The 25,134-nt window shown below is 67.1% G+C and carries 18 protein-coding genes, 1 pseudogene and 1 other annotated feature; of the genes and pseudogenes, 6 read left to right on the top strand and 13 right to left on the bottom strand.

Annotation, left to right across the window (positions count from 1 at the left end):
• Positions 1–475: 475 nt before the first annotated feature.
• Positions 476–814: a histone-like nucleoid-structuring protein Lsr2 gene (locus K330_RS0103315; protein ID WP_022920438.1), complete on the bottom strand. Its 339-nt coding sequence runs from the start codon at positions 812–814 to the stop codon at positions 476–478.
• A gap of 255 nt (positions 815–1,069) precedes the next feature.
• On the bottom strand, positions 1,070–1,570 hold the full coding sequence (locus K330_RS23550) for a hypothetical protein (protein WP_156875668.1): 501 nt from the start codon (positions 1,568–1,570) through the stop codon (positions 1,070–1,072).
• 152 nt (positions 1,571–1,722) lie between these two features.
• Here K330_RS23550 and K330_RS23545 point away from each other — a divergent pair, with 152 nt between their 5' ends.
• Positions 1,723–3,189 carry a BRCT domain-containing protein gene (locus tag K330_RS23545; protein ID WP_156875667.1) on the top strand — a complete coding sequence of 489 codons (1,467 nt, stop codon included), beginning with the start codon at positions 1,723–1,725 and terminating at the stop codon, positions 3,187–3,189.
• A 690-nt stretch (positions 3,190–3,879) separates the two neighbouring features.
• Here the strand turns inward: K330_RS23545 and K330_RS23535 are convergent.
• Complete coding sequence (locus tag K330_RS23535; protein ID WP_156875666.1) at positions 3,880–4,881, bottom strand: hypothetical protein; 1,002 nt, start codon at positions 4,879–4,881, stop codon at positions 3,880–3,882.
• 283 nt (positions 4,882–5,164) lie between these two features.
• Positions 5,165–6,241 (bottom strand): restriction endonuclease, encoded by a 1,077-nt coding sequence (locus tag K330_RS0103300; protein ID WP_022920435.1) that lies wholly within the window; start codon positions 6,239–6,241, stop codon positions 5,165–5,167.
• A gap of 215 nt (positions 6,242–6,456) precedes the next feature.
• Between K330_RS0103300 and K330_RS0103295 the strand changes: the two genes are divergently transcribed.
• The gene (locus tag K330_RS0103295) at positions 6,457–7,353 is read left to right on the top strand and encodes an SRA domain-containing endonuclease (protein ID WP_022920434.1); all 897 of its coding nucleotides are present in this window, start codon (positions 6,457–6,459) and stop codon (positions 7,351–7,353) included.
• Positions 7,354–8,818: 1,465 nt separating this feature from the next.
• Here K330_RS0103295 and K330_RS23530 read toward each other — a convergent pair.
• Together K330_RS23530 and K330_RS24655 are read right to left on the bottom strand one after the other, a co-directional pair.
• On the bottom strand, positions 8,819–9,928 hold the full coding sequence (locus K330_RS23530) for a hypothetical protein (protein ID WP_229665765.1): 1,110 nt from the start codon (positions 9,926–9,928) through the stop codon (positions 8,819–8,821).
• Positions 9,929–9,964: 36 nt separating this feature from the next.
• Positions 9,965–10,294, bottom strand: a pseudogene (locus tag K330_RS24655) (NEW3 domain-containing protein); the annotation flags it as partial.
• 517 nt (positions 10,295–10,811) lie between these two features.
• On the opposite strand from K330_RS24655, the gene K330_RS0103285 reads away from it, so the two are divergent.
• Positions 10,812–12,109, top strand: a protein-coding gene (locus tag K330_RS0103285) for an IS3 family transposase (protein WP_229665766.1) whose coding sequence is annotated in 2 segments (ribosomal slippage) — positions 10,812–11,106 and positions 11,106–12,109 — 1,299 coding nt in all. Because the reading frame shifts where the segments join, the coding sequence is not laid out codon by codon here.
• Positions 11,090–11,239 (top strand) — a sequence feature (AL1L pseudoknot). Its footprint overlaps the gene before it by 150 nt.
• 27 nt (positions 12,110–12,136) lie before the next feature.
• Here the strand turns inward: K330_RS0103285 and K330_RS22415 are convergent.
• Positions 12,137–13,165 carry a hypothetical protein gene (locus K330_RS22415; protein ID WP_022920431.1) on the bottom strand — a complete coding sequence of 343 codons (1,029 nt, stop codon included), beginning with the start codon at positions 13,163–13,165 and terminating at the stop codon, positions 12,137–12,139.
• A gap of 98 nt (positions 13,166–13,263) precedes the next feature.
• On the opposite strand from K330_RS22415, the gene K330_RS0103275 reads away from it, so the two are divergent.
• Entirely contained in the window at positions 13,264–13,602 is a 339-nt protein-coding gene (locus K330_RS0103275; RefSeq protein WP_022920430.1) for a nucleotide pyrophosphohydrolase, read from the top strand.
• Between the two features lie 753 nt (positions 13,603–14,355).
• On the opposite strand, the gene K330_RS0103265 is transcribed toward K330_RS0103275, so the two are convergent.
• Both K330_RS0103265 and K330_RS0103260 read right to left on the bottom strand, forming a co-directional pair.
• Entirely contained in the window at positions 14,356–16,059 is a 1,704-nt protein-coding gene (locus K330_RS0103265; RefSeq protein ID WP_022920428.1) for a hypothetical protein, read from the bottom strand.
• A 674-nt stretch (positions 16,060–16,733) separates the two neighbouring features.
• Complete coding sequence (locus K330_RS0103260; RefSeq protein ID WP_022920427.1) at positions 16,734–17,024, bottom strand: hypothetical protein; 291 nt, start codon at positions 17,022–17,024, stop codon at positions 16,734–16,736.
• Between the two features lie 203 nt (positions 17,025–17,227).
• Here K330_RS0103260 and K330_RS18865 point away from each other — a divergent pair, with 203 nt between their 5' ends.
• On the top strand, positions 17,228–21,031 hold the full coding sequence (locus tag K330_RS18865) for an FtsK/SpoIIIE domain-containing protein (protein WP_022920426.1): 3,804 nt from the start codon (positions 17,228–17,230) through the stop codon (positions 21,029–21,031).
• On the opposite strand, the gene K330_RS0103250 is transcribed toward K330_RS18865, so the two are convergent.
• Together K330_RS0103250 and K330_RS23525 are read right to left on the bottom strand one after the other, a co-directional pair.
• Entirely contained in the window at positions 20,982–21,434 is a 453-nt protein-coding gene (locus K330_RS0103250) for a hypothetical protein (protein ID WP_022920425.1), read from the bottom strand. The two genes, K330_RS18865 and K330_RS0103250, sit on opposite strands and share 50 nt — an antisense overlap.
• Positions 21,431–22,213 (bottom strand): GNAT family N-acetyltransferase, encoded by a 783-nt coding sequence (locus K330_RS23525; RefSeq protein ID WP_169448472.1) that lies wholly within the window; start codon positions 22,211–22,213, stop codon positions 21,431–21,433. Before K330_RS23525 ends, K330_RS0103250 begins: the two co-directional genes overlap by 4 nt.
• Positions 22,214–22,335: 122 nt before the next feature.
• Between K330_RS23525 and K330_RS18855 the strand changes: the two genes are divergently transcribed.
• Positions 22,336–22,887 carry a PGPGW domain-containing protein gene (locus tag K330_RS18855; protein ID WP_022920423.1) on the top strand — a complete coding sequence of 184 codons (552 nt, stop codon included), beginning with the start codon at positions 22,336–22,338 and terminating at the stop codon, positions 22,885–22,887.
• On the opposite strand, the gene K330_RS18850 is transcribed toward K330_RS18855, so the two are convergent.
• Together K330_RS18850 and miaB are read right to left on the bottom strand one after the other, a co-directional pair.
• Positions 22,838–23,446 carry a P-loop NTPase family protein gene (locus K330_RS18850; RefSeq protein ID WP_022920422.1) on the bottom strand — a complete coding sequence of 203 codons (609 nt, stop codon included), beginning with the start codon at positions 23,444–23,446 and terminating at the stop codon, positions 22,838–22,840. The two genes, K330_RS18855 and K330_RS18850, sit on opposite strands and share 50 nt — an antisense overlap.
• 80 nt (positions 23,447–23,526) lie before the next feature.
• Positions 23,527–25,056, bottom strand: a complete 1,530-nt coding sequence (gene miaB / locus K330_RS0103230; protein WP_022920421.1) for a tRNA (N6-isopentenyl adenosine(37)-C2)-methylthiotransferase MiaB — start codon at positions 25,054–25,056, stop codon at positions 23,527–23,529.
• Between the last annotated feature and the right edge of the window lie 78 nt (positions 25,057–25,134).

Genomic DNA, 25,134 nt, shown 5'->3' with positions numbered 1-25,134 from the left:
GCCGCAGTTGGGGAACGTCCCTAGATGATGTGGTTCAGATCGAGTGCATTCCTGTAAAGCCTATACGTCAGATGATGTTATGGACAGTGGTTGATCTAGATCAGGCGGAGGCAGACCACATCGAACGGGCACGTCGTCGTGAGGTTGCAGGCGGCCCAAGAGTGATCAACGTGACGGCGGGTCGCAATGGTCCACCGAGCAGCCCTCCCTCACGCGCCCTTGTCTGGACCGCCACCGAGTAAGAAGTCGAACCGGCTTTCCTGGCTAATACCCGACGTTGGCTACAGGCATTGTGCGGTCCCCCGCGCTTGTAGACGCGTCGGGGCATCAGGGCCTATAGCTTGGGCTTCACCCGAGTACAGGGAACGCCGACGAGCGACGCGAGCTGGATACATCGATTGAGTGCCTCGGCTCCGTCACTTTTAGAACCAACCCGTGGCAGTCACGTGCCATCGGGGGCTCGGAGTCCTCGAAGTCAGCTAGCCGCGTGATACGCGTCCCGAATCTCTTGAGGGATGCGGCCACGGGTCGACACCTTGTAGCCGTTCTTATTCGCCCACTCACGCATCTTCCGCAGTTGCTCACGATCAGTCGGGGCACTGCCACGGTTGCCACCGGGCTGGCGACGGCCACCGACACGCCGTGCGGCATCGGTGTACTTCTGCATGACCTTGGCGAACTCGTCCGCCTCCTGCTGCGAGAGGTCAATCTCGTAGTCAGCGCCGAGGAAACCAAACTTGAGGGTCTGGCCATCCTCGCCGAGCTCCTTGCCGGTGAGATCCGAGACAAGGATCGTCTGCACCTTCTGCGCCACAATGGCTCCTACGGGGACGGGGTGGATTGACGTTTCATCTTACGCCCTGAGCGGCTGCCGGACGCAAGTCGAGTCTGAGGCGCGTGTAGCTGGAGCGTGTGGCGGGACCCACGCGCAGTGTTGGAGGAAGTTGAGACGCACAAACAGGCCATCGCCCTCTTCCACTGCGGGACGTGACCGAGATGTTGGCGATCACTCAACAAGGCGCGCGAGGAATCAAGCTTGAGAAACGGGACGAGGGTGTCTACATCGGGCTCAATTCTTGGGAAAATTCCAGGCTCCGACGACCTTGATGGCCTCGGGGTCGGTACGAAATATCCGACAGACCTCGGTCGGTATAACTGGGAGAGGGTGCGGGTCCTTGGCTGAAGTGACTCGGCGGACAGTTTTTATCCAGTAGTTCCAACTGGCCACCAGATCGTTCGCCGCTGCGAGGGCGACGTGTGAGGAGATGTTCGATTGTGGCGGGCTGGGGATCCGAGGGTGCGGGATGTCCTTATACTCTCCGAGGCGATGTGAGCCTTCTATGAAACTTTCGCAAACCTCTTTCGCGCTCGGCCCCTGCGCCTGACCGTCGGCCGAGAGGACGAACTGATCCCGACACAAGTTGTCTATGTTGGGGCTGCCCTTTGGTAGAACGATCGCGTTGACGTTGGACGCGATGCGGGGTCCATAGCCTACGTGCCATGCCGCCAGGCGTCCGCCAGGATCTTCCTGCAGCACGGCGAACCCACGGACGGTGTCCTTCTTGCTCATCATTTGCCTCCTTTGACGTCGCACCATCATGCCAACGGCAGCCTCCCTGCCATTGGATGCAGGGCTGTTGGGCCTGCACGCCTTGGTCTTCGGGGTACAGAGCAGGGTGTGCATCCGTCGCCGGCCGGTTCGGATAGGGTCAGGGCCGAGCTGTGGCGAACGTGGAGGTTGATGGCATGGTTGCTCAAGTCTGCTCCGGGGATGGGTGCCAGAACGCCGCAGCGTTCACGACGCGCACCGTGCAGGCATATTGCGTGCCGTGCATCGACAAGATCTACCAGAGTGCTGGTCTTGAGCCGCTAGAGCCGTTCCGCGATCGCAACGCGCGCCGGCGAACAAGGTGTCTGACTTGTGGGGCCCAGGTTCCCTACAAGTTGGAGTACGTCGTCGAGAAGATCCATTCCCCCGAGGTCGCCGTGTGCCGGGTCTGCTTCTGGTCGTGGTGGGGTGAGGAAAACAGGAGGATCCACAAACCGCAGATTGCCTACGTTCTCGGAGAAGTCCTGTCACGCCCCTCCGGTCTTGCACCGGAGGAGCAGGAACTCATTGCCACGCACGAAGACCTGCAGGCCGTCTTGCGACAATGGTGGTGGCCAACGGAGCGGACGCGGGCGACAGTGGACCTCCTTCACCACGATCTTGTCTGGGACAGCGTCGAGCACAACGACGGGATGTCTCCGGTGGTGGTCCGATGCCGGTTGTGCGGATGGGAATCAGTCGAACTACCTGGGCGAATGGCTTCGGAACTTGCTGGTAGGTGGTGCATGTGCCCCTCCTGCAACGCCCGGAACCGCGGACCGTGCGCTTCGGACGTCGCGGTGGGCTTCAGTTCGCACCAGATGACGATCGAGCAACCCCTTTCAGGGGCCGAAACGATCCAGGACGCCCGATGCAGCCGGTGCCAGACGCCGCGTCGCGTCTCCATGAAGCAGCTGAACCGGGGCCTCGTTCCGTGCTACAAGTGTGACGGAGCAGCCGACCCGAGAAGCGAGCACCGGGTCTACCTGTTCCGGTTCCCGCACTGGGGGGTCTTCAAAGTGGGGATCACCAACAGCGGTAATGATGCCCGATTGGTAACACTCGAGCAGTTCGGCGGGCGTCTGGAGCAGATCATCACTGTCCCTCACCGAGGCGCTGCGCTGTGGGTGGAGGATCAGGTCCTCGCCACCGTTGCGCCGTGGCCGGCTACGGGCTTTCCAGTCGAGCAACGGGTCACAGGATGGACCGAGATGTGGCAGGAAACCGCACCAATTCGTATTCACCTTGACGACTACCTGGAACGAGCCCGGGACGTGAAACTAGACAGTGCGTTCATCGAGGACTGGGAGGCACACACGCTTGCGGCCGAGACAGCACCCCCGAGCGATCTACCGGTGTTGAACCCGGGTGACAAGGTCTGCTTCACCGGAGCTGGCCCCGGCCGCAGCCGTGCCGAGTGGCAGGCTTTCGCACGAGCGGCCGGCGTGCACCCGGTCGGCGGGGTCAGCTCCGCAATCTCTTTGCTCATAGCCCCCGATACCCTGCGCGCCACCGCCAAGGTGAGGCAGGCGGCGGCCCTAGGTATACCCGTCGTGTCCTACGCCGACTTCCTCGACCGTCTGCCGGTGGAGAACCCCTAGAGGCGTTATGAGCGTACGAGACCGCCCTTTCGTGGGCTGGGTCTAGCCCACCCGTGGGGAGGAATGCCGAACCTCACGACAGGGAAATCGAGGACGGTTCCTGCCCGAGCACACCACCGCGGTGGCCATGCTCGACCGGCTGCTGCACCACGCCACCACGTCGTCACCAACGGCCAGTCGTACCGCACGCGCCCGCGAACGGCGAGGAGGTGAACTGCCACCCAGTGATCACCCCACAGAGGGTGAGCACTTTCACCTGACCAAAACCGGGACTTCTATCTGGCCGTTGAAAGCCGAGAGAGAACCAAGCGTGCCGCGGCGCGCAGCGGGATGCGTCCTGGCTACCTGCTAAGAGAGTCCACTTGAAGTTCGTGGTTTGGCAGGTTCATCGCCGGCTGTGCCCGTGGATGAAGAGAGCGTCGGCGAATGCGGGGGTCGTGGTAGTCCGCACTCCAGCCTTGTTGCTTCCGTGCAGCGCAGTCTGCAGCAGAAGAATGACCGGAGCCGACACCGGCCAGGGGGATGGCCGAATCAGCTTATGGCGGGCGCGAGCCGCAGAGTCAACGGCCACGTGTCGGATTTGGCGCGCCGTCCCGGCGTCGTCGCTGGTGCTGGGCCCGGTGTCTGCGTCGGGACCTGTTGCATCGCTTGAGGACCTACCCGACGACACAGCGCAACCGGTGGGAGCATTCATCTTTGCGGCAGGGCGACCACCTCCCGGTCGTTGTGTGGTGAACGAGTGTTTTGCGGATCGAGCGCATCGATCAGTTCAACAAGAGCCGCTTGGATCACGACGAGTCGGGAGCCGCGATCATGAAGGTTTGTCGAAAGCTCGGCGATGTCTTCTCGCAAACTGTCGAACCAAGCCGCGGTCGCTGGTCGTGAGAGAGCTTCCATGAACTGCGCGTACCCCATGCATCCCCATTCCGCGGACTGCGCTGCACCAAGCGGGACAGTTAGCACTTCGCCGAGCGCTCGCTGCTCTCCTCGGAAGAGTCGAAAGGTCGGCTCTCCTCTGAGCCGCGCGTCCGCGGTCATCCGATCCATAAGCACCTCGCATGCGCCGGGCAGATTCTTCAGTCGGTGCAACATAACGCGACGCAAGTCATCTGAACTGAATGCTGCGCTGACCGTCTGTAGGCGCGCCTCCAGTTCCTGTTGCTGAGCCTCGTTTCCCGGGGCCAGGAACTGCACCTCCCGGCGGACGATCTCGACCCAACAGAAGTACTGAGCCACCTGGTACAAGGTATGATTCTCGGCGTAGCGCTTCTCGTGAGGTCGTCCGCGCACCAGAAAAGCTCCCAAGAAGTCGTCGCCGACGATGTTACGGAGGCGACCGTACAACTCGATGGCAGCCATCAACAGAGGTTCCCTATAGCGGCGTGCCACGGCATCTCGGCTCTCCTCTTCGGCCTTTGCGCGCTCCGATACCTCGAGTTCGAATCTGGCCACGTCATGTTCGTGCTCGAGGTGCTTGATACGCTCGTCCGCTTCGTTGGACCGTGCCGCGATACTCTCCTCGAGTGCGGCATTGCGCCGCTGCAGGCGCGCACCCCCAACAGTTGTGATCACGGCCACTAGTAACGTTCCCAAGAGTGAAATGACTGCGACGAGCACCGCTGTGTACGCGCCGCGTCCCGCACTCACATCCGTCTGGGCCACCGCAAGAGCGGCAGTGGCTACTGCTTCCATCCGGCAACCATGCCGGCGTCAGGCATGGTAGTCAACAATCTCCCGGGGAAGCGCGGTCGTAACTTGCCTCTGGTTGAAACCAGCGGGCGGCGCCGTGCCGGGAGGCCGGAACGACAAGGAGGGTGACACCTCAGTCTCCCAGTTCCGGCTTCCACACGCCACGAGGCGGCACGATCAAGGTGCGCCTCGGGAATCCGCCTCTTGTTTGTTGCCGGGGCCACCACTACAGATGCTGAGCGATGCACTAGGGACCTCTGCAGACGCCAGCCAGGACAGGCCGGCACTACGCACTCTCGTCGTCCAGCACCCAAGCCTGCTTGAGCGGGAGTTGCGCCCGGATGTGCTCCGGGAGGCGCGGGTAGGTCTGGAACAGTTTGTCCAACAGTGTCTCGCTATCCCAGACTCGGATGGTTGTTCGCAGGTGGGAGAACTCGGCCATGGCGGGTTTGCTCACGCCTCCCCAAGCCACCAGGACACCGTGGTGGGCGTTGTAGCGGGTGACCGCGCTGTGGAGGGTGCGCAGGACTGCGGACCCCACCGCTCCCGGTTCCGACTTCACCTCTACGACGATGGTCGGAGCATCGAAGCCTAGGGGTCCCGACCCGGCGAGGATGTCCACGCCTCCGTCAGGCCCGGCCGGGGACACGTCACACACGAATCCCAGCGCCTCGAGGATCGCCGCCACTAGACGGGTGAGCTCGTGCTCACGGAAGCGCGTCATCACAAACGCGCGGACCTGGTCCTTGATGGCATCCAGCGTTGGCGCCGGCGCAGGGTCGGTCACCTGGGCGTCACCAGCGTTGCCGGACGCGTCTAGCCCGTCACCGCCTGCACCCGCACCAGCCGTTGAGCCGCCGGACAGTCCCGGGTCGACTCCCGTGGCCGCGACGGCGCGCAGGCGGTTGGCGGCGTCGTTCCGGGAGGGGCTGAACACGGTCATGGACGCATTCACCATTGCCAGCAGATCTCCACCCAGCGCGGAGCGCGGCACGAGGTCCGGTTGCCACTGCACCGGGCGGAAGTGGCGCCGGTGGGCGTCGGCCTCCCGGTCATAGGCGTATTCGCCGGTGCATCGCCCAAAAGCGATCTGGCCGGGTTGGGACTTTAGCGGCATCAGAATCAGGTCACCCGCGCGGATCGTGTCGCGGAAGGCCCACAACTGCCCCGCAAAGATTGCCTGGCGGCTCGGGTGATCGCCCGCGAAGACCTCGTCCACTATTCGACGGACCTGTTCGCGGGTCTGCATTTCGGTGAGGTCACCGATTTCGTGCCAGCCGATCGTCGCCCGGCCCTCCTGCAGGTTCGATCCTTCGTCTTCGCCGTGCCTACCGGCACGCACGACCCACGCTCTGGCTTCCACGCCAACCTCCTCAAGAGCACCTTGCCCACACACAACATTTCGGCCTCCGCGACGCTACACCCCGTCCGGCGACTGGGCCCCGACACGCCACCTCTAGTCGGTCGGCCGTTAGGTCTTCAAGGCCGCCGGGCGGATTGGTATCCGGCAGCTGAAGTTTCAGTCCGTCTGTCGAGGTGGTGCGCCGAGCGAAGACTGACCGTGATTGACTGCGCAGTATGGCTGATTGGGACATCGAAGTGGGCCAGACGCTGCCGCGGTCGGAACTGCATGATCGGTGGGGTGGTGGGCGCTATGGCGGGATGGAGCCATCCGTCAAGGCGGAAAGCGTCTTCCTCTTCAGCAATCCGAGTGCCGGTGAGGCGTTCGGCTACAAGTACGACGGCTGGCACTCCGACGGCACCTTCCACTACACCGGCGACGGGCAGGTGGGTGATCAGACCCTACGCACCGGCGGCAACAAGTCCATCATGGACGCGGACGGGCTCGGACGGACCATCCGTATGTTCCGAAGCGCGGGCCGGGACACCACGTACCTTGGCGAGTTCATGCTGGCGGACCCCCCGTACTACCGGGCTGACGCTCTCGACCGCGAGGGTGAGTTGCGATCGGTCCTCGTGTTCCGTCTCACTCCGCTGGGTCAAGTGGTCAAGACCTCGGTAGATGCAGCCGGCCCTGACACGTTGGTTCCGGAGGAGCTTCCGGTCGAGGCCCACAACGTCGACAAGTACGCCGCGCAGCGGCCGGACGAACCCAGGGAAGCGGTCCGCCGCGAGGCGAGGTTGGTCGGTCGGTACACCGAGTGGCTAAGCAAGCAGGGACAAGAAGCGGTTCGTCATCGTGTCCCTATCCCTGGTGGTGGTTACCTGTTCACGGACGTCTACAACAAAACCGCCGAGGAGCTCGTGGAGGCCAAGGCGTCGGGCGCCCGGAGCTACGTCCGTGCCGGGTTGGGGCAGTTACTCGACTACGCCCGCTTTGTGGACCACCGGACCAAGGCCCTTCTGGTCCCGGTGCGTCCCAGCGAAGACTTGGTCGACCTAATGCGAGCACACGGCTGCTCCGTCATATGGGAGGAGGACGGTAGAACCTTCCAGCGCCACGATCCTCGATGAGGGGACAAGGCTTGATGGACCGGATGAACGCTATGGGCGAATTACACACATGAACACCAGCGTCCACGTCCCTTGTTGAACGCGTCGTTCCCCTGTCGCCGCGGAAGGCGGGAGCCGGCATCCGCATGGCGTGCAGGCGCGATCGACTAGGCCGGGCACGTTGCGACTGATTAGATGGCCGCCTGCATCCGAAGCTACTTGTTTTCTAATTTGGGGTCGGCCCACTCTGCGACGCGGTAGTTCTCGTTCGGCTTCAACGGGGTTCCTAGCACCGCTTGAACGGCTGCCGTAGCATCGAGACGCCGCATTAAGGCCTGCGGTATCAAGCCCCAGTCCTTGAATCGTTCGCTAGGACCAAAGAGTCGACCGAGCTGTTGAGCAGCCAACTTCGCCCATTCGCTGTAGAAGGTATTACTCGACTGCGGCGCTACCCGTAGTAGATTGAGCTGAGCCAGGATTAACCCCGTCATCATCGTGGCAAACCTATGTTGTGTACTGGCTGACCCTAATCCGGATGTTTTCTGAAAATTCAAGGAGGAAGCACCTTCTGCTAGAAGGTAGAACAGCCGAGCCGGAGACCAGTCATATGTAGACCCAGTCCACGTGGCCACGAATGCATCGGCAGGAGCAGGCAGTAGATCATCCCCACCCGACAATCGGTGCATACTAACCTGCAGAGAGCCCTTTGATTTCGGCATAGCCTCCATGTCGCCAGGTTTGGTCTCGATGACCGTGCATAGACGATACTGCACGGTCTGGTGCGGGGTCTGGGCCCCCAGGAGGTCAAGAAATCCGGACAAGGCTTGGGCATTGACCTCGTCGATCCGGACCCCCGTCGAGCTAAGCGGCCCCTTAACTCGAGGTAGCTCGAGGAGATTCGCGTCAACTACGTTCGCCACATCGCCAAGCTCCATAGCTGGATCGAAGACGACGTCGATGCTCGTAAAACTGCTGAGCGCATAGGGATGCAGCCAGACCTCTAATCGAGGCAGCTGCAGACTCCAAGGTGCATCATTAGTCTCACGCTCGAACCAAACCTTGGGGGCAAACCGCAAAGGAACCCCCGCTCGGCGTAGGTGCGGCGCCTCCCCGGAGGACACGGGCGTCTGGAGATTGCGTTCTACCACTCGGAGCCAGAATGTGTTCTCTGCTTCGAGTCCGGGCCCGAAGGGGAGTTGCGATGGAAAGTCTCCCACCACGGGGGGCCTCTGGAGCGCCAACGCAAACTCCTGTGGCCCACCGAATTTGGGCAAGACTTCCAACGGTACTGACGAGATGTAACTAACGCGAACGCGATGTGACAAGATGTTCACACTGTCCCCTTGATGCATGTCCTGCCTCCTGGTATCCTGAGGTGGTCAGCGGCGATGATTCTGGCAGTAGCCAAGGCCGATGGCAGCTTGATCAGATCCGATGTAGTCCAGTGATCACGTTGGCGTCTCCTACGGGGAGGCGCCAACGTCTTTTAGGAGTCGGAGTACCGAAGAAGGACGTCCGACTCACCAGTCGGGCGGGCATCTATGGCCGCTCCGGGATGGGACACCCAGTCTTGCGACTGTAGGTAGACGAGTCGGACATCATCCTTGGCAATCGGGTCCTCTGCAAGATGACGGGTTATGTCAGATAGGCGTTGCGGCTGGTTATTCGGCAACTTCGGTGCTGCTTGATCGACATCAATTTCCATGTAACCCATTCGCGGTGCCAGAACGGGTATGCCGCGATCCACGTGGATGAGCACACCACGTTTGTCGTTTGACGTTTTGTAGACGGGGCGCAAATTGGATGGATCCGCAGTCTCACTGGCCTGCACTACCTCCAACTTCGAACTCACGCTTGTCAGTAACCGGGTCCCTCGTCGATGTATGGCTACCCGAAGCAGCGCCAATAGTGCTCCCAAAACCGCAGCTAACGCCGTCGCAATTGCTAGATCAGGAACGGTATAAGTGTCGAAAAATGACCCTAATCCTACGTGGGAAAAGACCCAGGCAAGCCCCACAGAAAGAAGCGCTGCTAGCGCCAGCAGTTCCTTGTCCTGCCACAATCGGGCCCCAATGGACGTTGGTGTGACCCTCAAGCGTTTTTGGTCCCACCTCAAGACGGCAAGGTACGCGTAAACCATGGCGGTGCCGGGAAACAGCAACGCTCCGCTGACACCGAAGAAGGTGGGCAGAGCGTCGGCTGAGAGCGATGCTTGCAGATTTTGAGCGGCCATTAATGTCTCGCGTCTGACGCCAGCCTTATCCATAACGTCAGCACTAACAACGACGGCCACAGACCCCCGGCTGATTGCGTCTGTCACCCGCGCATGCACGATGGCACTGGCAACAGATTTGGCCGGCATTTCGACCTCAAGAGTCTGCTGACCAGCGTTCCAATCCGGCGCCGAGCTAGGCGGACTAACGCGTAGATCAATCCCTCCGGATGAACGCGCCGTCAGAACGGCTGTCATGTCCTCCGAATGAGGATTCACCAGCACGGCGACTAGATGCGCTTTGGAAGCATCCGTGATGCTGGTACTGCCAGCAATCGTTAAGGTCGTGGACTCCGTTGGCGCTGCCAGCTCCATCGCCTCCATTGCCCCTACGCTGACGCCAGCACTTGTCGCGGTCGCCTGTACGACTAGACGAGCTGGACGAGCGGCGGGTGTTCCTGCAACTTCCACCCGCGCGAGGCGCGTCTCTCCGGGTTGCAGGCTGGACACGCGTCGCGGGTGGACCTGGACTTCAGTCCCCGGCGGACCCTGCGCTCGAAGGTCGATATTTGTGCCGGCCGTCCCCCCATCGTTGGAGAGGAGCACAAAAACGTCTCCCCCAGCTGCTCCCGTGGAAACAACGAGAAGTGACAGAGCTGCGGGTTCGTCGTTGCCCGCTGGCGCGGCGACCGCGCTCACTCCTGCAAACACGCTAAACCACAGAAGCAGGAAAGCTGTCACGGCGCCCATTAGGCCTTGAGCGGGACCCAGCCGGCGGCTGGCCCCTATGTTCGACTCGCGAACATCCGGTTCCACGCAGCGGCCAATGGCAGTTATACCCCTCCCTAGCGTGCCCATGACTGCTCATTCCTGCCCCAGTGGTCTCAGTATTGTGCCAGCCTGAAGCCCTGCGGGGAAGTGCCAATTTGGCCGAGCTACGGGGGGCTCGCTTGGGGCGCAACCCGGTGCCGCTGTTGACCGGGCTTCGCTCTGGAGCCGTCACACGCGGTACGGCTGGCCGAACTCGAGCATTCGTTCTCGGGGTGCGGGTTGTACGTCGACCAGAGCTACCCAGCTGCCGGCCCGCCACTCCCGCACCTGGCATCGAAGGCTCTGCACCTGCAGAAGGAACAGGAACACCCGTCGAGGGCTCCGGTCTTGACCGCCTGTGCGCGCCTCGCGTCACAGTGTGTTCAGAGGGCGACTTGGAACTGAATCGCCCCGGGTCTGGTGGAGGCTCTCAATCCTGGGAAGGATGATGAGCACCATGCCAGCACCGAGGAAGTACAGCGTCGAGCTGCAGCAGCGGGCGACGAGGATGGCGTTGGACGCCAGGGCTGACCCGCAGTCGGCTCGTGGGGCGATCAAGAGGGTCGCGGACCAGCTGGGGGTGCACCCCGAGGCGTTGCGCAACTGGGTCCGGCAGGCCGAGATCGACGACGGCGTCCGGCCGGGCACCACGAGCGATGACGCGCAGCGGCTGGCCGATCTCGAGCGCGAGGTCCGTGAGCTGCGCCGGGCGAACGAGATCCTGAAGACGTCCGCGGCTTTTTTCGCGGCCGCGGAGCTCGACCGCAAGCTCAGGTAGAGGTGCCCACCGCGGTGCTGGTCGAGTACATCGACGCCCACCGCGACAGGTTCGGGGTCGAGCCGATCTGCGCCGTCCTGAAGGACGCCGGCGTGCAGATCGCCCCGAGCACCTACTACGCCGCCCGGAACCGCCCACTCTCGGCCCGCGCCGTGCGCGACGCAGAGCTGACCGAGGAGATCAAGGCCGTGCACAAGGCCAACCTCGGCGTCTACGGCGCCCGCAAGGTCCACGCCGAGATGAACCGGAAGGGCAGCGCGGTGGCGCGCTGCACCGTGGAGCGGCTCATGCAGGCGGCCGGACTACGTGGCATCCCACGGGAGAAGACCGCCCGGACCACCTTCGGGCAGGGCGCCGAGACCGAGCGCCCGGCGGACCTGGTCAACCGCGAGTTCGTCGCGGCCGCGCCCAACCAGCTGTGGGTGGCCGACCTGACCTACGTGCGCACGCACGCGGGATGGACCTACGCGGCGTTCGTGATCGACGTCTTCAGCCGCATGGTGGTGGGCTGGCAGGTGTCGACCTCACTGCGCACCGACCTGGCGCTGGACGCCCTGGACATGGGCCTGTGGGCCCGGCGGCGGGCCGGCCGCGACCTCGCCGGGCTGACGCACCACAGCGACCGCGGAGATCAATACCGAGCCATCCGCTACACCGAGCGCCTCGCCGAGGCCGAGGCCGTCGCCTCGGTCGGGTCCAAGGGCGACAGCTACGACAACGCGATGGCCGAGGCCTTCAACTCCCTGTTCAAGGCCGAGTGCATCCGCAACCCCGCCATGCGCCCCAAAGGTGGCTGGGCCAACGTCAGCGACGTTGAGCTGGCCGTCGCCGAGTACGTCGACTGGTTCAACCACCGACGCCTGCACGGCGAGCTCGGCCACGTCCCACCCGCCCAGTACGAGGACCACCACTGGGCAACCACCACGCCCCAGCACTACCCTGACAACCCCGTCCCCGCCGGGGCCGGAACCAACTAACCGAGCCTCCACGAAACCCGGGGCGATTCAAACTGTCGCCTGCTCAAGCAGAGGCGCAAGAAGGGCTGCCATGGCTACCCGCGCTCCTCGTGCCGCTTCGCATCGAGTGAAGTGCCCCTCGGAATCTAGGTAAACGAGCGTTATGCCGAGTCTCAGGCAAAGAGACTCCAGCGAAGGCTCCGGTTGCGCCGGGAGCAGAATGGTGAACGTTCGAACTCCGGGGATGTGGTAGCCGTAGTCGAGGAGTTGGCCGATAGCGGTGCGGACACTCAGGCGGCTGGTGTTCGACTTCGCCTCGACGATCTCCAGGTCGTCGTCCGTGCCGATGGCCATGTCAGTCACTCCAGCGTCACACCTGATGCGGCGCGTTTCGACGCCGAGATGCTCGCGATAGCGGCGGACGAGCAGAGCCTCGAAGCGGTTCACCGTCATGCGCCCGCCGGGATGCACGTACTCGGTGGACTCAACGTGCAAGGCCTCGTCAGCGACGAACCCGAGCACCTTCGCCGCACGCTCGACCTCGGCCTGCTGGGCACTCCGCTCCCGCTCAGCCGCTGTTCGTGTGGTGATGTCAAGACCGGTGAGGATCTCGTCCGCCTTCGTCCCGGTCAGGAACCGGGCACCCATAAAGTTATCCCCGGTGTTGAAGCTGGGCAGTGCCCAAATCTCGGCGTAAGGGATCTGGGTGAAGGTGAACGACTTCAAGGAGTAGACATTGTGATAACTGCCACGGTCGGGGTGGGGCTTCCACAGGAGGTCACCGACGGCAGCGTTACGGAGAACGAGACCAACCTCACCGATGCCTTGAACATGGTTCGCGCCCGTAAACAGAACGACGTCCCCTGTGCGTAGCTTGTCCACGCCCTTGTCTTGATTAGCTGTCATCCCCCAAAACCGAGCTTCGTTATCCGGATGCATGCGGATGAACTCTTGGCGTAGTTCCTCAGTCAATGCCGCATCGATTCGCCCAAGCGGCACTGGCCGAACCATGGTGTCCTTCCAGTGTCGGCGGGCGTCCGGGTTTCCCAAGCTTGGCTGGATGACGACAGTAGGCACTGAAAACCCTTCCTAGATGCGGTGACGGGATGTTCAGTGTGCCACCAACAGGACGGCCGGTTATGGAGCCATGCTCTGGACCCGGCACACTGTCCGCCATGGATGTGACTCAGGAGCAGCAGGCCTTGCGTGAGTTCGCCGCCGAGAGGAACTGGGATCAGTTTCACACGCCGAAGAACCTCGCCATGGCCCTGGCCGGCGAGGCAGGCGAGCTCGTGGCGCTGTTCCAGTGGCTCACGCCTGAGCAATCCAAGCGGATCATGGACACCACGGAAGCCGAACAAGTACGGGACGAACTGGCAGACGTCCTCATCTACGCCCTGCGGCTAGCCGACGTCCTCGACGTCGACCTGAGCACGGCCCTGCAGGACAAGGTCGCCAAAAACCACGCGCGCTACTCGATCGAGAGGAGCAGGGACAACGCCGCGAAGATGTGACTCCCCGGGACCCTCAACTTCGCCCCGGGATCTGCAGTCGATACCGACCACGCCGGCGACATCGCCACAGCCGCGTGACGTTACCGGGCCGCTAAGGCGGAGGGTCCTCGCACCGACCGGCCTGCCGCGGGGACGGTGAGGTCACCGCTCACAGACAATCCCGTCGCAGTCAGCGTCACGGTACCAGTGGTACTCGGGTCCACGCCGCGGTAGTACCGGCCGTACCCGTTCGCCTTCGCTTCCTTGCACGTCGCGAACTGCGGGTGGGGTCCCCCCGCCATCCGCGGGGGGCTGAGGTGCAGGCTGAGTGGCTGGCTGCGCCTGGCAGGAGTGTCCCTGCGGACTCGCCTCATCAGCGGCGACGTACTCCGTTCGCGCTCGTGCCAACCGCGGCCGTCGCGGGAGTCGTACAGGGCGATGGCCAGGGCCCTCCTGAATCAGCGTCAGGCCGACATCGCGTCCATCGACGTAAAGGTAAGGATGAGGTGGCCGTAGTGTTCGATGCTGTCTGCGCCCGCCTTCACCAGAACCGCCTCCCGGTCCCTGGCCCAGCTCGGTCGTCCGAGCATCGGCCTCCTCGTGGCAGCGCTCCCCCCGCTCGGGGTATCGATCCCCGCGATCCGAACTCGGGCAACGGTGGATACGTCCAAATAGGCACTGGCCTGGGCGTTGGGCTCGCTCGCGACGCTCTTCCAATTGTCACTACCGGTTGTCACTTGGCGGCCAGTGTGCGACTACGGCTGAAGCCGCTCCTTATGCGTCACCGCGTAAAGGAACGTGCCACAGCCTGCGCGGAGTGGCTCCAGTGCCACCTACATTACGCATGCGGGCAAGCAGGAGTTTGATTGGGCGCGTATCCACCCCGGCCTGGGTCGCTCGTTGAAGCACTTCCCGCCCTCGGCGTAGACGGTCGATCAGCGGAACCGCGTCCACATGCTCACAGACGACGTGCACCGCCACCGACAACCACTCCTGAGCGTCGATAGGACTCGTGTCTTCGTACCGCGTGGACGCGAACACTGGTAAGAATTTCAGTAGTTGCGCACAACATCCCGGCTGCTCTGGTCGCTCCGATGACAACGCCCGGTAGGCCTCGAGCTCCGCGCAGCCGTAGATGACGTCACCGTTCGAATCTTCGAACCTACCTTCCAAGGTGAGGACCTCTTCGCTTATCAGCGGAGACAGCGCTGCCACGAGCCCGGGCCAAGAGTGCACCATCCCGACCCCGGAAAGGGCCGCAACTCTTCCCTGAATCTCAAAGTTGACATGACCCAAACCATGCAGCCCTGTGAAATAGCGCACGAGCTCGAACTGGACCCGCGGCGGCAGGCGGTCCACTTCGGGCAGCGGCATTCCGGCCCTCGCCGCACTGATGAAGAGTCCTCGAGCCATCCCGGTGAAAAACTCCCAGACTTCCAACACCCGGTCCAGTAGCTCGTCCGGAGTGAGGCGCACTCGACCCTGATCCAGGACGATCAACCCATTCTCGACGTGATAGTCCTCGTGTGCTGCACTATCCCTGAGCAACCGGTCCAGCCCATCCAACTCCAACTCCGGGATGTGAGCAGAGGCGCGCTTCAAGAGAGACCCGCTCCCCATGTCGCCGACCCGCTCTATCGAGTCGCAGAGAGCGGCCGCGACTAGCGGTACAAGGACTGCCCGCAGGCCGCGTTCCCTCACGGTCTTGACCAGGTCGAGGGCGAGGCCGGTGAGGGTCAGGTCGTCCTCTTCCGCCTCGATGGCGGCCAGAAGCGTCGCCTGACGCGCCTCCGTCAATAGCAAGGCCACCTGCACACCCTCCAGGACGTCCGCGTCGTCTAATATCTCCTCCCGCCCCTCGAGGAGCGTGCTCGCTGCTTCTGAGAGACGGAGGTAGCGCTCGCGGTCGAGGGATGCGGCGGCGATGTCTAACCCCTCGATCGCCAGGTGGAGAGAGAAGTCCTGACCCGGCAGCCCGGTAACCCGCACAACACGCTGCTGCAGATCTTGCAGAGACCCAACCCCCAACATGCCAGCGTGATCGCGCCCCATGGCTTCGAGAGGCGACATCCCCTCCTCCACGCTGCGCTTGAGCAGTTCGTGCCGATTCGGCTCGAGCTCGGCAACCGCACTCTCGATCATGGCCTGTCCAGACGCCTCCAACCGCTGGGCTTCATCGATGTCCTCCGCGGCCAGGGCGTCCAAAAACCTCTCCATGCCTTCCCCCAACATGCGGATCGCCGACAGCAATGCGCGGCCTCGGTTCAGGTGTGGCCGCAATTCAGGGATGGACATGTTTGCTTCCAACTGGTCCAGCCTCTCGAACGCGTCCCAAAGCTCCGACGCGTCGTATCCGCCCCGAGAGGCCGCGGCAAGTGCCGAGAAGACCCCGCCACACGCGAGCACGAAGTCCGCTTGCACATCCTCCGGCCGGGCAACCGGAACGACCGACCGCCGCCCCGCCCGGAAGTCCTGCACCAACCGACGTCGACGATCCAAATCCGGCTGGATCTCATAAGCTCGCGGGCGAGCGCCACACTCCGGACAGGGGCGCTTCGCCAACCGGTCACCGCCGCAACGGTCACACGTTCGCTTGCTCCATTGCAGCTCCATCTTGAGCGAGGTCACCAACTGGCGCTCCCAGCACGGGCCGGAAACCCTGACTGAAGCCATGTCCAGCGCACGAGCTCACCCAACCTTATCGTCACCGGGATCACCCCTTGAAGTGCACGTTAGATGCGTTACCCGCCCCGCACTGATCCCCCCAGCCTCGGCCACGCGTGAGGGCTTCACTCCAGCCTTCACCGCAGCGCGCACAGCCCCGTCGCGCATCGCACGTGCCTCACGCGCCGTCTGCACGGCACGGGCCAGAGCCGCTGCCGCGTGCTCGACGGCCTCGAGCTTCCTGCGCTCGTGCTCCGCCGTTGCCCCAACGTCCATGTAGTCCCTTTCCCGGACGTCTGCGGTCCGCCTCGCCTCGATCATGCCCCCGGTTGCATCTGGTCAGCCGCCAACTATCCACAGAACCGCAAACTGTTCACCCGTCCGTCCCCGGTCCGCACAGAGTCCGCAGAAGCACCGTCTCGTACCCGTACTCACCAACGAAAGCGTCACTCCGGAACGTCTCTGACCAGCGGTTCCGTTGACAACCGTTACCTGCCGTCGCGCCAGGAGGCATTGATCCAGATCTCCTCGACGCTCGGGTCGTCGAGATAGGCCTGGAGCGGTCCGAAGCCGGCCACCGACTCCACCAGCAGACGGTGGGCCTCCTTGCGGTCCGCGAGCGGCACGAGCCCGCCCACCAGCGCCCGGTCGTCATAGTCGTCGAGGACCTCGCCGACCAGCGAGCGGACCGCGTCCTCGTCACGCGCCGGGTCGAGCCGCCGACGACGGACGAGCTCGCGCACGTCCTCCTCCAGCAGCTGCAGCGCCGTGCTCTGCATGTCGCCGTCCCTCCCCTCCTACCTCGGCGGGACCGGGCTGCCCTCTCAGCCCGGTCGATCCATGTGACCAACCTGGGCGTCGAGAGTAAAGCGACTTTGCCAACTCCTTACCGAACGCGAACCAAACCTGTGGACAACCGGACGCCTGTGGACAACGCCGGTCGCACGTGCACCGCGAGCACCACGATGGCGGGGTGAGAGTCATGGTCACCGCCCCCGGGGGCCGGGGCCCGCGACACCTGATCGTGCGAGCGCCGGACACAGCCACCGTCGACGACCTGCACCGGACGCTGGGCCTGCCGGCGCCAGGCGGTTCGGTCGGCCACGCACCGCTCAGGCACGGGTATGCGGCGGGGCCGGCGCCGTCCGGGACGCCCCCGTCCGGCCCCGCCCACCTGGTGGTGACGGCCGGGCCGGACGCCGGGGCGTCCGTGCCGCTGCGCCCCGGGAGGTGGGTCACGGTGGGGCGGGCCGCGTCGTGCGAGCTCGCCGTCGACGACCCCCGGTTGTCACGAAGGCACCTCAGGGTGCGTCACGAGCGGTCCGGCGTCGTCGTCCAGGACCTCGGCTCGACCAACGGCCTTCGCTGGGTGGGTCTGTCCGCGGCGGGTCCCGACGGGGCACCCAGCACGCCCACCGCCATGCGTGCCGGGGTACGCGGCGAACCCGTGCCGTGGCCAGCCGGGTCGGGTCTCGAGGTCGGGGCCAGCCGCCTGGAGCTGCTCCTCGAACCGCTGCCGCCCGCGGTCGGGCGCGACCGTGGCGGCCGGCTGCTGGTGACCCCGTGGCCCCGGCAGCCGTCTCCCCTCCCCCGCCAGGCCCGGTTCAGCACCCCGCCCGAGCCGCAGCGGCGCGAGGTGCGGGCCCCGTCGGCCTGGGTCTGGGCGCTGCCCCTCCTGGCGTCCGTGGTGGTGGCGGGCGTGCTGAGGATGCCGATGGTGCTCCTCTTCGGGCTCATGGCCCCGACGATGGTGCTCGGCCACCATCTCGGGGAGCGGCGGTCGGCACGGCTCGACCACGTCCGGGCCGTGCGGCACCGGCGGCGGACGCAGGCCGTGGTCGACGCGTCCGCCGCCCAGGCCCTGACCGACGAGCTCAGCACCCTGCGGCACCGTCATCCTGGCCTCGCGGGGGTGGTCACCTCGTTAGTCCCCCGGCCGACCACCGGGCTGTGGTCGCGCAGCGTCGAGAGGCCGGAGGTGGTGATCGGCGAGGGAGAGGCCCCGTCGGGCGTCGAGCTCGACGGCGCTCCTCTCCAGCACGCCGCCGCCCCGCTCGTCCTCGACCTGGGTGAACCGGTGACGGTGGCAGGGCCGCGTGGAGTGCGCGACGCCCTGGTCAGGGGATGGATCCTGCAGCTGGCCTGCGGGCACTCACCTGCCGCACTCTCGCTCGCCGTCGAGCGCGCGTCCCTCCCGGGCACGCAGTGGGACCTGCTCGCCTGGCTGCCGCACACCCGCCGGGCCCCAGGCGTGCAGACCGGGACGCAGGTGGTGTGGGGCGGGGGCGACGGCCTGCTGCTGCTCGACGACCTGTCCCAGGCACCACCCGCGAGCGTCCAGGTGCTCGTGGAGAGCGCGGTGAGTGCCGTCCTACGCCGGCCCGGGCAGGAGGAGGTCCGCTTCCGGCCGACCCTCGTCAGCCTGCCCCTGGCACGCAGTCTCGCCCGCAGGCTGGCCGAGGTCGACGCGGACGAGGGCAGCGGGCCGCGGGACGGTCGTCACCGCACCGTCGCGCTGGGTGACCTGCTGCCCTGGCCGGTGGACGCGGACGAGGTCCGTCGTTCCTGGTCCTCGCCGCAGGCCCGGTTACGCACCCCCATCGGCACCGACGACCAGGGCGCACCCTTCGAGGTCGACCTGGCCCGCGACGGTCCGCACGCGCTCGTCGCGGGCACGACGGGGTCCGGCAAGTCGGAGCTGCTGCGCACGCTGGTCACCGGACTGGCCCTGCGCAACCCGCCCTCGGCGCTGGCCCTGCTGCTCGTCGACTACAAGGGCGGCTCATCCCTGGGCGAGTGCGCGTCGCTGCCGCACTGCACCGGACTGGTCACCGACCTGGACCCCCACCTGGCCGAGCGGGTGCTGGTCTCGCTGCGGGCCGAGCTGCAGCGCCGGGAGTCCGTGCTGGCGCGGGCGGGGGTCCGCGACGTCGGGGACCACGTGGGGGCGGACCTGCCGCGGCTGCTCGTCGTGGTCGACGAGTTCCGGGTGCTCACCGAGGAGCTGCCGGAGTTCCTCACCGGTCTGGTCCGGCTGGCGGCCGTCGGCCGCAGCCTCGGCGTGCACCTGGTGCTGGCCACGCAGCGCCCGGCCGGGGTCGTCTCGGCCGACCTGCGGGCCAACGTCAACCTGCGCATCGCGCTGCGGGTCCGCGACGCGTCCGACAGCCTCGACGTGCTGGAGGCACCGGACGCCGCCGGCATCCCCGAGGGGGTGCCGGGTCGTGCCCTGCTGCGGACCGGATCGGCGCCGCCACGCGGCGTCCACGTCGCACCCGCGGCGCCCGCCGCGGTCAGCGAGCCGGACGAGAGCTGGCACGTGGAGGAGGTCGACGGGGTATGGGGCGGCTGGGCGGCCCTGCACGCGGCGGAGGGCGAGGGCCACGTCGGCAGCGGCCTCGGAGCCCTGCCTGACCTGCTGGCACGGGTCGCCGCCGACGACGGCCACCGGGCATCCCGGGTGTGGCTCCCGCCCCTGGGGACGAACGTCACCGCCGCCACCACGGGGGTGTGGGCGGTGGCCGACCGCCCCGACGAGCAACGTCACGAGCCGCTGGCCTGGGACGCGGCGGGGCATGTGGGAGTGGTGGGCGCCCCTCGCAGCGGCCGGACGACGGCAGCCCGTTCCCTGCTCGCCGCGGCCGGAGCGGTGTGGGTCTACGTGGTGGACCCCGCCCGCGGCCTGGCAGGGTCCGAGCTGTCCGCACACCCGGGTCTGCGCGCCTATGTCGGCCCCCACGACCCCGCGCACGCCGCCCGTGTGCTGGAGGTGGTCAACGAGGTGATCGACGCACGGCTGGCGCTCGGCAGCGGATCCCGGCCACCTCCCGTGGTCCTGCTCGTCGACGGGTGGGACCGGTTCGTCGACGTCTACGGCGACGCCGACCGGGGGCGCGCCCGCGACCTCGCGCTGCGGGTGCTCCGCGACGGCCCCGCCGCCGGCGTGGTCGCGCTGCTCACGGGCGACCGTTCGCTGCTGCTCGGCACGGTCGCCTCGGCTCTCCCCGAGACCTGGGCGCTGCGGCTGAACGACCGCGGCGACCTGGCGCTGGCGGGGCTGCGGACCCACGAGGTACCCACGGAGCAGCCGCCGGGTCGGGCCGTGCGGACCAGCGACGCGCTCGTGGCCCAGGTGCTGCAGCCTGCGGATGACGGCCCGGACGCCCGCGCACCGCTCGGTGACCCGCCGCCGCGGGTGGTGACCCTGCCGACCGGGCGCCGTGGGCCCGCGACCACCGCCTGGGCGGTGGGCGGTGACGGCGCCGAGGACCTGGAGGTGCCCCCGGCCCCCTTCCTCGTCCTGGGCCCGCCCGGCTCAGGCGTGTCCACGACGCTGGCCGTCCTGGCGGCGCCGGACGGTGCGGCGGTCCTGCACGTGGGGCCAGAGCATGTCGCGGACCCGGACGAGGTCGTGTCGCGGCTGGGTCCGGCCGTCACCACGCTCGTCGTGGACGACGCCCACCTCGTCACCGGCACCCGGCTGGAGGAGGTCGCCCTGGCCTGGGCCGAGCGAGGCGGGCGGCTCCTCGTCGGCGCCGAGCTGGAGGCGAGCGGCTCGCTCTTCCGCGGGCTGGTCCCCTACGTGGCCCGCCACCGGCGTGGGCTCGTCCTGCAGCCGGGCACCGCCGCGCACGGCTCGGTGCTGGGCGTGCGGCTGCCGGTCGGCGACCGGCCGGTCCCGGGCCGGGGCGTGCTCGTCGACCGCGGGCGGTGCACCCGGGTGCAGGTGCTGCCCGTCAGCCGGCCGGACGGTCCCCCTCGTCCGGACCCGCCAGCCTGCCCATGAGGAAGACCGAGGCGATGGTGGACACGCTCGCGACGAGCACCAGGGCGGCCAGCCACCAGGGGGCGAACCGGAACATCGCGATGCCCAGCGGCAGCAGCAGGAAGTTGGCGGCGATCGCCGGCGCCTGGGCACGCGGGTGGCGCACGTGCAGCCCCCTGGCCGTGTAGCCCAGCCCCAGGACGAAGACGAGCATCGTCACCACCGACATGATCACGACCATGACGTCGGTCCCGTGCCCCAGGGCGAGCTCGTAGACGTAGAAGGCGGCGATACCGACGAGCGCGAGCGCCTCGAGCGCGACGAGCACCGTGGCCAGCCGGCCGGCGAGCAGCTCGCGCGGCGTGGGGACGGTCTGCGGCTCCGTGCCCCCGGGCTCCGTGCCCCCGGTCCCTGTCGGGCTCACTGCATACCTGCGGTGAGCGAGCGCGTGTGGAAGCGGTGGGCGGTGCGGTAGCCGAGCCCCGCGTAGAGCCGGGTCGCGACGGTGTTGTCGCTGTAGACCCCGAGCGTGCTCACGCCCGCCTCCGCGATGGCCGCCCGGGTCAGCTCGGCGGTCAGCAGGCGACCGATCCCCTGCCCGCGCCTGTCCGCGGCGACGACGATACCGGCGAGGTGCGGTATGCCCGAGGCCAGCTCGTGGAGGGCGCCGACGCCGAGCAGCTCGCCGCCCGCGTCCCGCGCCGCCAGCCAGAGCGTGGCGAACCCCTGGCCGGGAAAACCCTCGAAGGACTCGCTGTGGCGCCGGCCGAAGGTCTCGATGAGGTCGGCGTCGTCGTGGTCGTGCAGCTCCTCCAGCTCCACGCCCTGCGGCACCGGGTCCGCGGTGGGCGGCGCCTCACGGGTCCACATGAAGTCCCACCGTCCCGACCCTGTCGTCTCCAGGCCCGCGGGCACGGCCAGCTCGCGTCCCGGGTGCGTGGAGAACCACTCCACCGCGACGCCCTGCTCCTCCGCCAGCCGGGCCAGGACCTCGAGCGCCTCCGACTCCGCCTGGCCGGGGCTGCCCGGCCGCACGACCGCGGTCCCGCCCCAGTGGGCCAGCTGCGGGCGCCACGGGCCCACGCAGGCCCATCCCTGCTCACCGGCCACGGCGAGCACCTGGGAGGAGGTGGCCCAACGCACCCACGGGTCCTGACCGCTGCGCTCGAGCAGCTCCGCGCGGTCGATGGGGGCCCAGGTCACGCAGGCCACCATGCCACACACCCCACCGGTCGCGGCCACCGGATCCGTGCCACCGCTGCACGCTCGCACTCTCCCGGTGGCGACCCGGAAAACCCCCGGTCGGAGGGCTAGGGTTGGTCCCCGTGACGACCGCGGCCAAGCGCCTCCTGCTCGAGAGCCTCGGGTGGATCCTGCTCGTCGCGGGCCTGCTCGCGCTGGTCCTGCCCGGACCTGGCCTGCTCCTCACGTTCGCCGGGCTGGCGGTGCTGTCGACGCAGTACCTCTGGGCCCGACGCCTCACCGAGCCCGTCCGGGTCAAGGCCTGGCTCGCCGCGGTCGAAGGGGTCGAGACGTGGCCGCGCATCGCGCTGTCGGGCCTGGGTGCCGTGCTGGTCGCCGCGGCCGGAGGGGTGTGGATCTGGTCCCCCCCGGCTCCCCGGTGGTGGGTCCTGGACGAGCGGTGGTGGCTCTTCGGCGGTCCGGCTGTGGGCTACACCCTCATCGCCTCGAGCATCATCGCCCTCGCGCTGCTGGTCTTCGCCGTGGTCCGCTTCCACGGCAAGCCCGCGGCCGTCGCCGAGGTGATGCAGATGCAGACACAGCGGCGGCTGCGGGTGGCTCGGCGTCGCCAGGCGCACCAGCGGCTCAACCGGCGGGCGGGTCGGCGCGACCGGTTCTGGCACGGCCACCTGTGACCGGGTCCGCCCGCAGCTGGGCGAGGACGTCCTCCAGCTCGCGGGGCCGCCCCAGCCGCAGCACGGGTACGGCGTCCGGTCGGGCCTCCCACTCCCGGATGCGGGCACGCTTGCGGGCGAAGCTGCGCACGTGCCACACGAGCACGGAGTCACGCGACAGGATGACGTCGAGGGTCTCGACGTTGCCGTTGCAGACCGCCTCGCGGCGGGCCCACCGGCGGGCGGTGCGCCGCAGCAGGCGCACCAGGCTCAGCCATCGGGGATAGTCCAGCGCCACCACCACCTGTGCCCTCGGCAGGACCAGATCGACCCACCCGGCGTAGGCGCTGTCGAGGATCCAGCGGTCACCGCCCGCCAGCGCCGCTGCGCGCGCCCGCTGGTCGGCCGGGTCGCGCTGCTGCCAGCCCGGGAGCCAGCCGATCTCCTCGTCGACGAGGTGCACGGGCAGGTCCGCGGCGCCCCCGAGACGCACGGCGGCGGACGACTTGCCCGCCCCGGTGACGCCGTACACCAGGACCCGTCTGGCGGCCCTCAGGTCGTCGACGCTGGCCCGGCTCACCAGCCGGAGACTACCGGGGCGGCGCCCTCGGCCGTCATACCCCGGCCCGACTCTGCCGACGTGGTACGACAGCTGGTCGGTCAGTCGGTCGGGCAGCAGGCGGCGGCCGGCGCCGCACGCTGCGGCGGGGCACCCACGGACGGTATGCCGAGGCTCACCGAAGGCTTCCTCGTCGCCCCGGCCGTGCCGCCCTCCTGCAGCGCCGACCACGCGTCCCCGCCGCGGGTGCGGCGCACCGCATACACCCCGCCCTGGACGCCGGAGTCGGCGATCAGGTGGTGCGGAGCGCCGTAGGTGACCGCCACGGTGACCATGTCACCCGGGCGCGGGCGCTCGCCGCCCTCGGGGACCGCGAAGTGCACCAGCCGGTTGTCCCGGGCGCGGCCCGAGAGGCGCTCGGTCGCGGCGTCCTTGCGGCCCTCGCCCGGCGTGACGAGCACCTCGACCTCGCGTCCTTCGAGCTCGCGGTTGCCCGCCCAGGAGACCTCCTCCTGCAGCTCGATGAGCCGGTCGAAGCGTTCCTGGACGACGGCCTTGGGCAGCTGCCCGTCCATCTCGGCCGCCGGCGTTCCCGGGCGGATGGAGTACTGGAAGGTGAAGGCGCTGGAGAACCGGGAGGCCCGGACGACGTCGAGCGTGGCCTGGAAGTCCTCCTCGGTCTCCCCCGGGAACCCGACGATGAGGTCGGTGGTGATGGCCGCGTCCGGGATCTGCTGCCGCACCCGGTCGAGGATGCCGAGGAACCGCTCGCTGCGGTAGGACCGACGCATCGCCTTCAGGACCCGGTCCGACCCGGACTGCAGCGGCATGTGCAGGCTCGGCATCACGTTGGGCGTCTGCGCCATGGCCGTGATCACGTCGTCGGTGAAGGCCGCGGGGTGCGGGCTGGTGAAGCGCACCCGCTCCAGACCGTCGATCTCGCCGCACGCCCGCAGCAGCTTGCCGAAGGCCAGCCGGTCGCCGAACTCCACGCCGTAGGTGTTGACGTTCTGGCCGAGCAGCGTCACCTCGACCACCCCCTGGGCGACCAGTGCCTCGATCTCCGCGAGGATCTCGCCGGGGCGTCGGTCCTTCTCCTTGCCGCGCAGGCTCGGCACGATGCAGAAGGTGCACGTGTTGTTGCAGCCGACGGAGATCGAGACCCAGGCCGCGTAGGCGGAGTCGCGCCGGGTCGGCAGGGTGGAGGGGAAGACCTCCAGCGACTCGAGGATCTCGACCTCGGCCGCCCGGTTGTGCCGGGCCCGGTCCAGCAACGCCGGCAGTGACCCGACGTTGTGCGTGCCGAAGACGACGTCGACCCAGGGCGCCCGCTCGACGATGGTGGAGCGGTCCTTCTGCGCCAGACACCCACCGACCGCGATCTGCATGTCGGGGTTGGCCTGCTTGGCAGGACGGAGCTGGCCGAGGTTGCCGTAGAGCTTGTTGGCCGCGTTCTCGCGCACCGCGCAGGTGTTGAACACCACCACGTCCGCCGTCTGCGGCCGGTCGGGCTCGGGCAGGCTGGCGAGGTCCACGTAGCCGGCGGTCTCGAGCAGACCCGCGAGGCGCTCGGAGTCGTGGACGTTCATCTGGCAGCCGTGCGTGCGCACGTCGTAGGTCTTGGTGTTCATCGCGTCATCCAGGGTAACCGCGCACGGGCATCCCCCCGCGTCACGGTCCTGTCCGCCGACGTACGATGAGGTCACGGA

The organism is Ornithinimicrobium pekingense DSM 21552, from assembly GCF_000421185.1.
GTDB classification, from domain to species: Bacteria; Actinomycetota; Actinomycetes; order Actinomycetales; family Dermatophilaceae; genus Ornithinicoccus; species Ornithinicoccus pekingensis.
The sequence above is the reverse complement of the archived record's forward strand: the minus strand, read 5'-3'. Positions and strand labels throughout refer to the sequence as shown.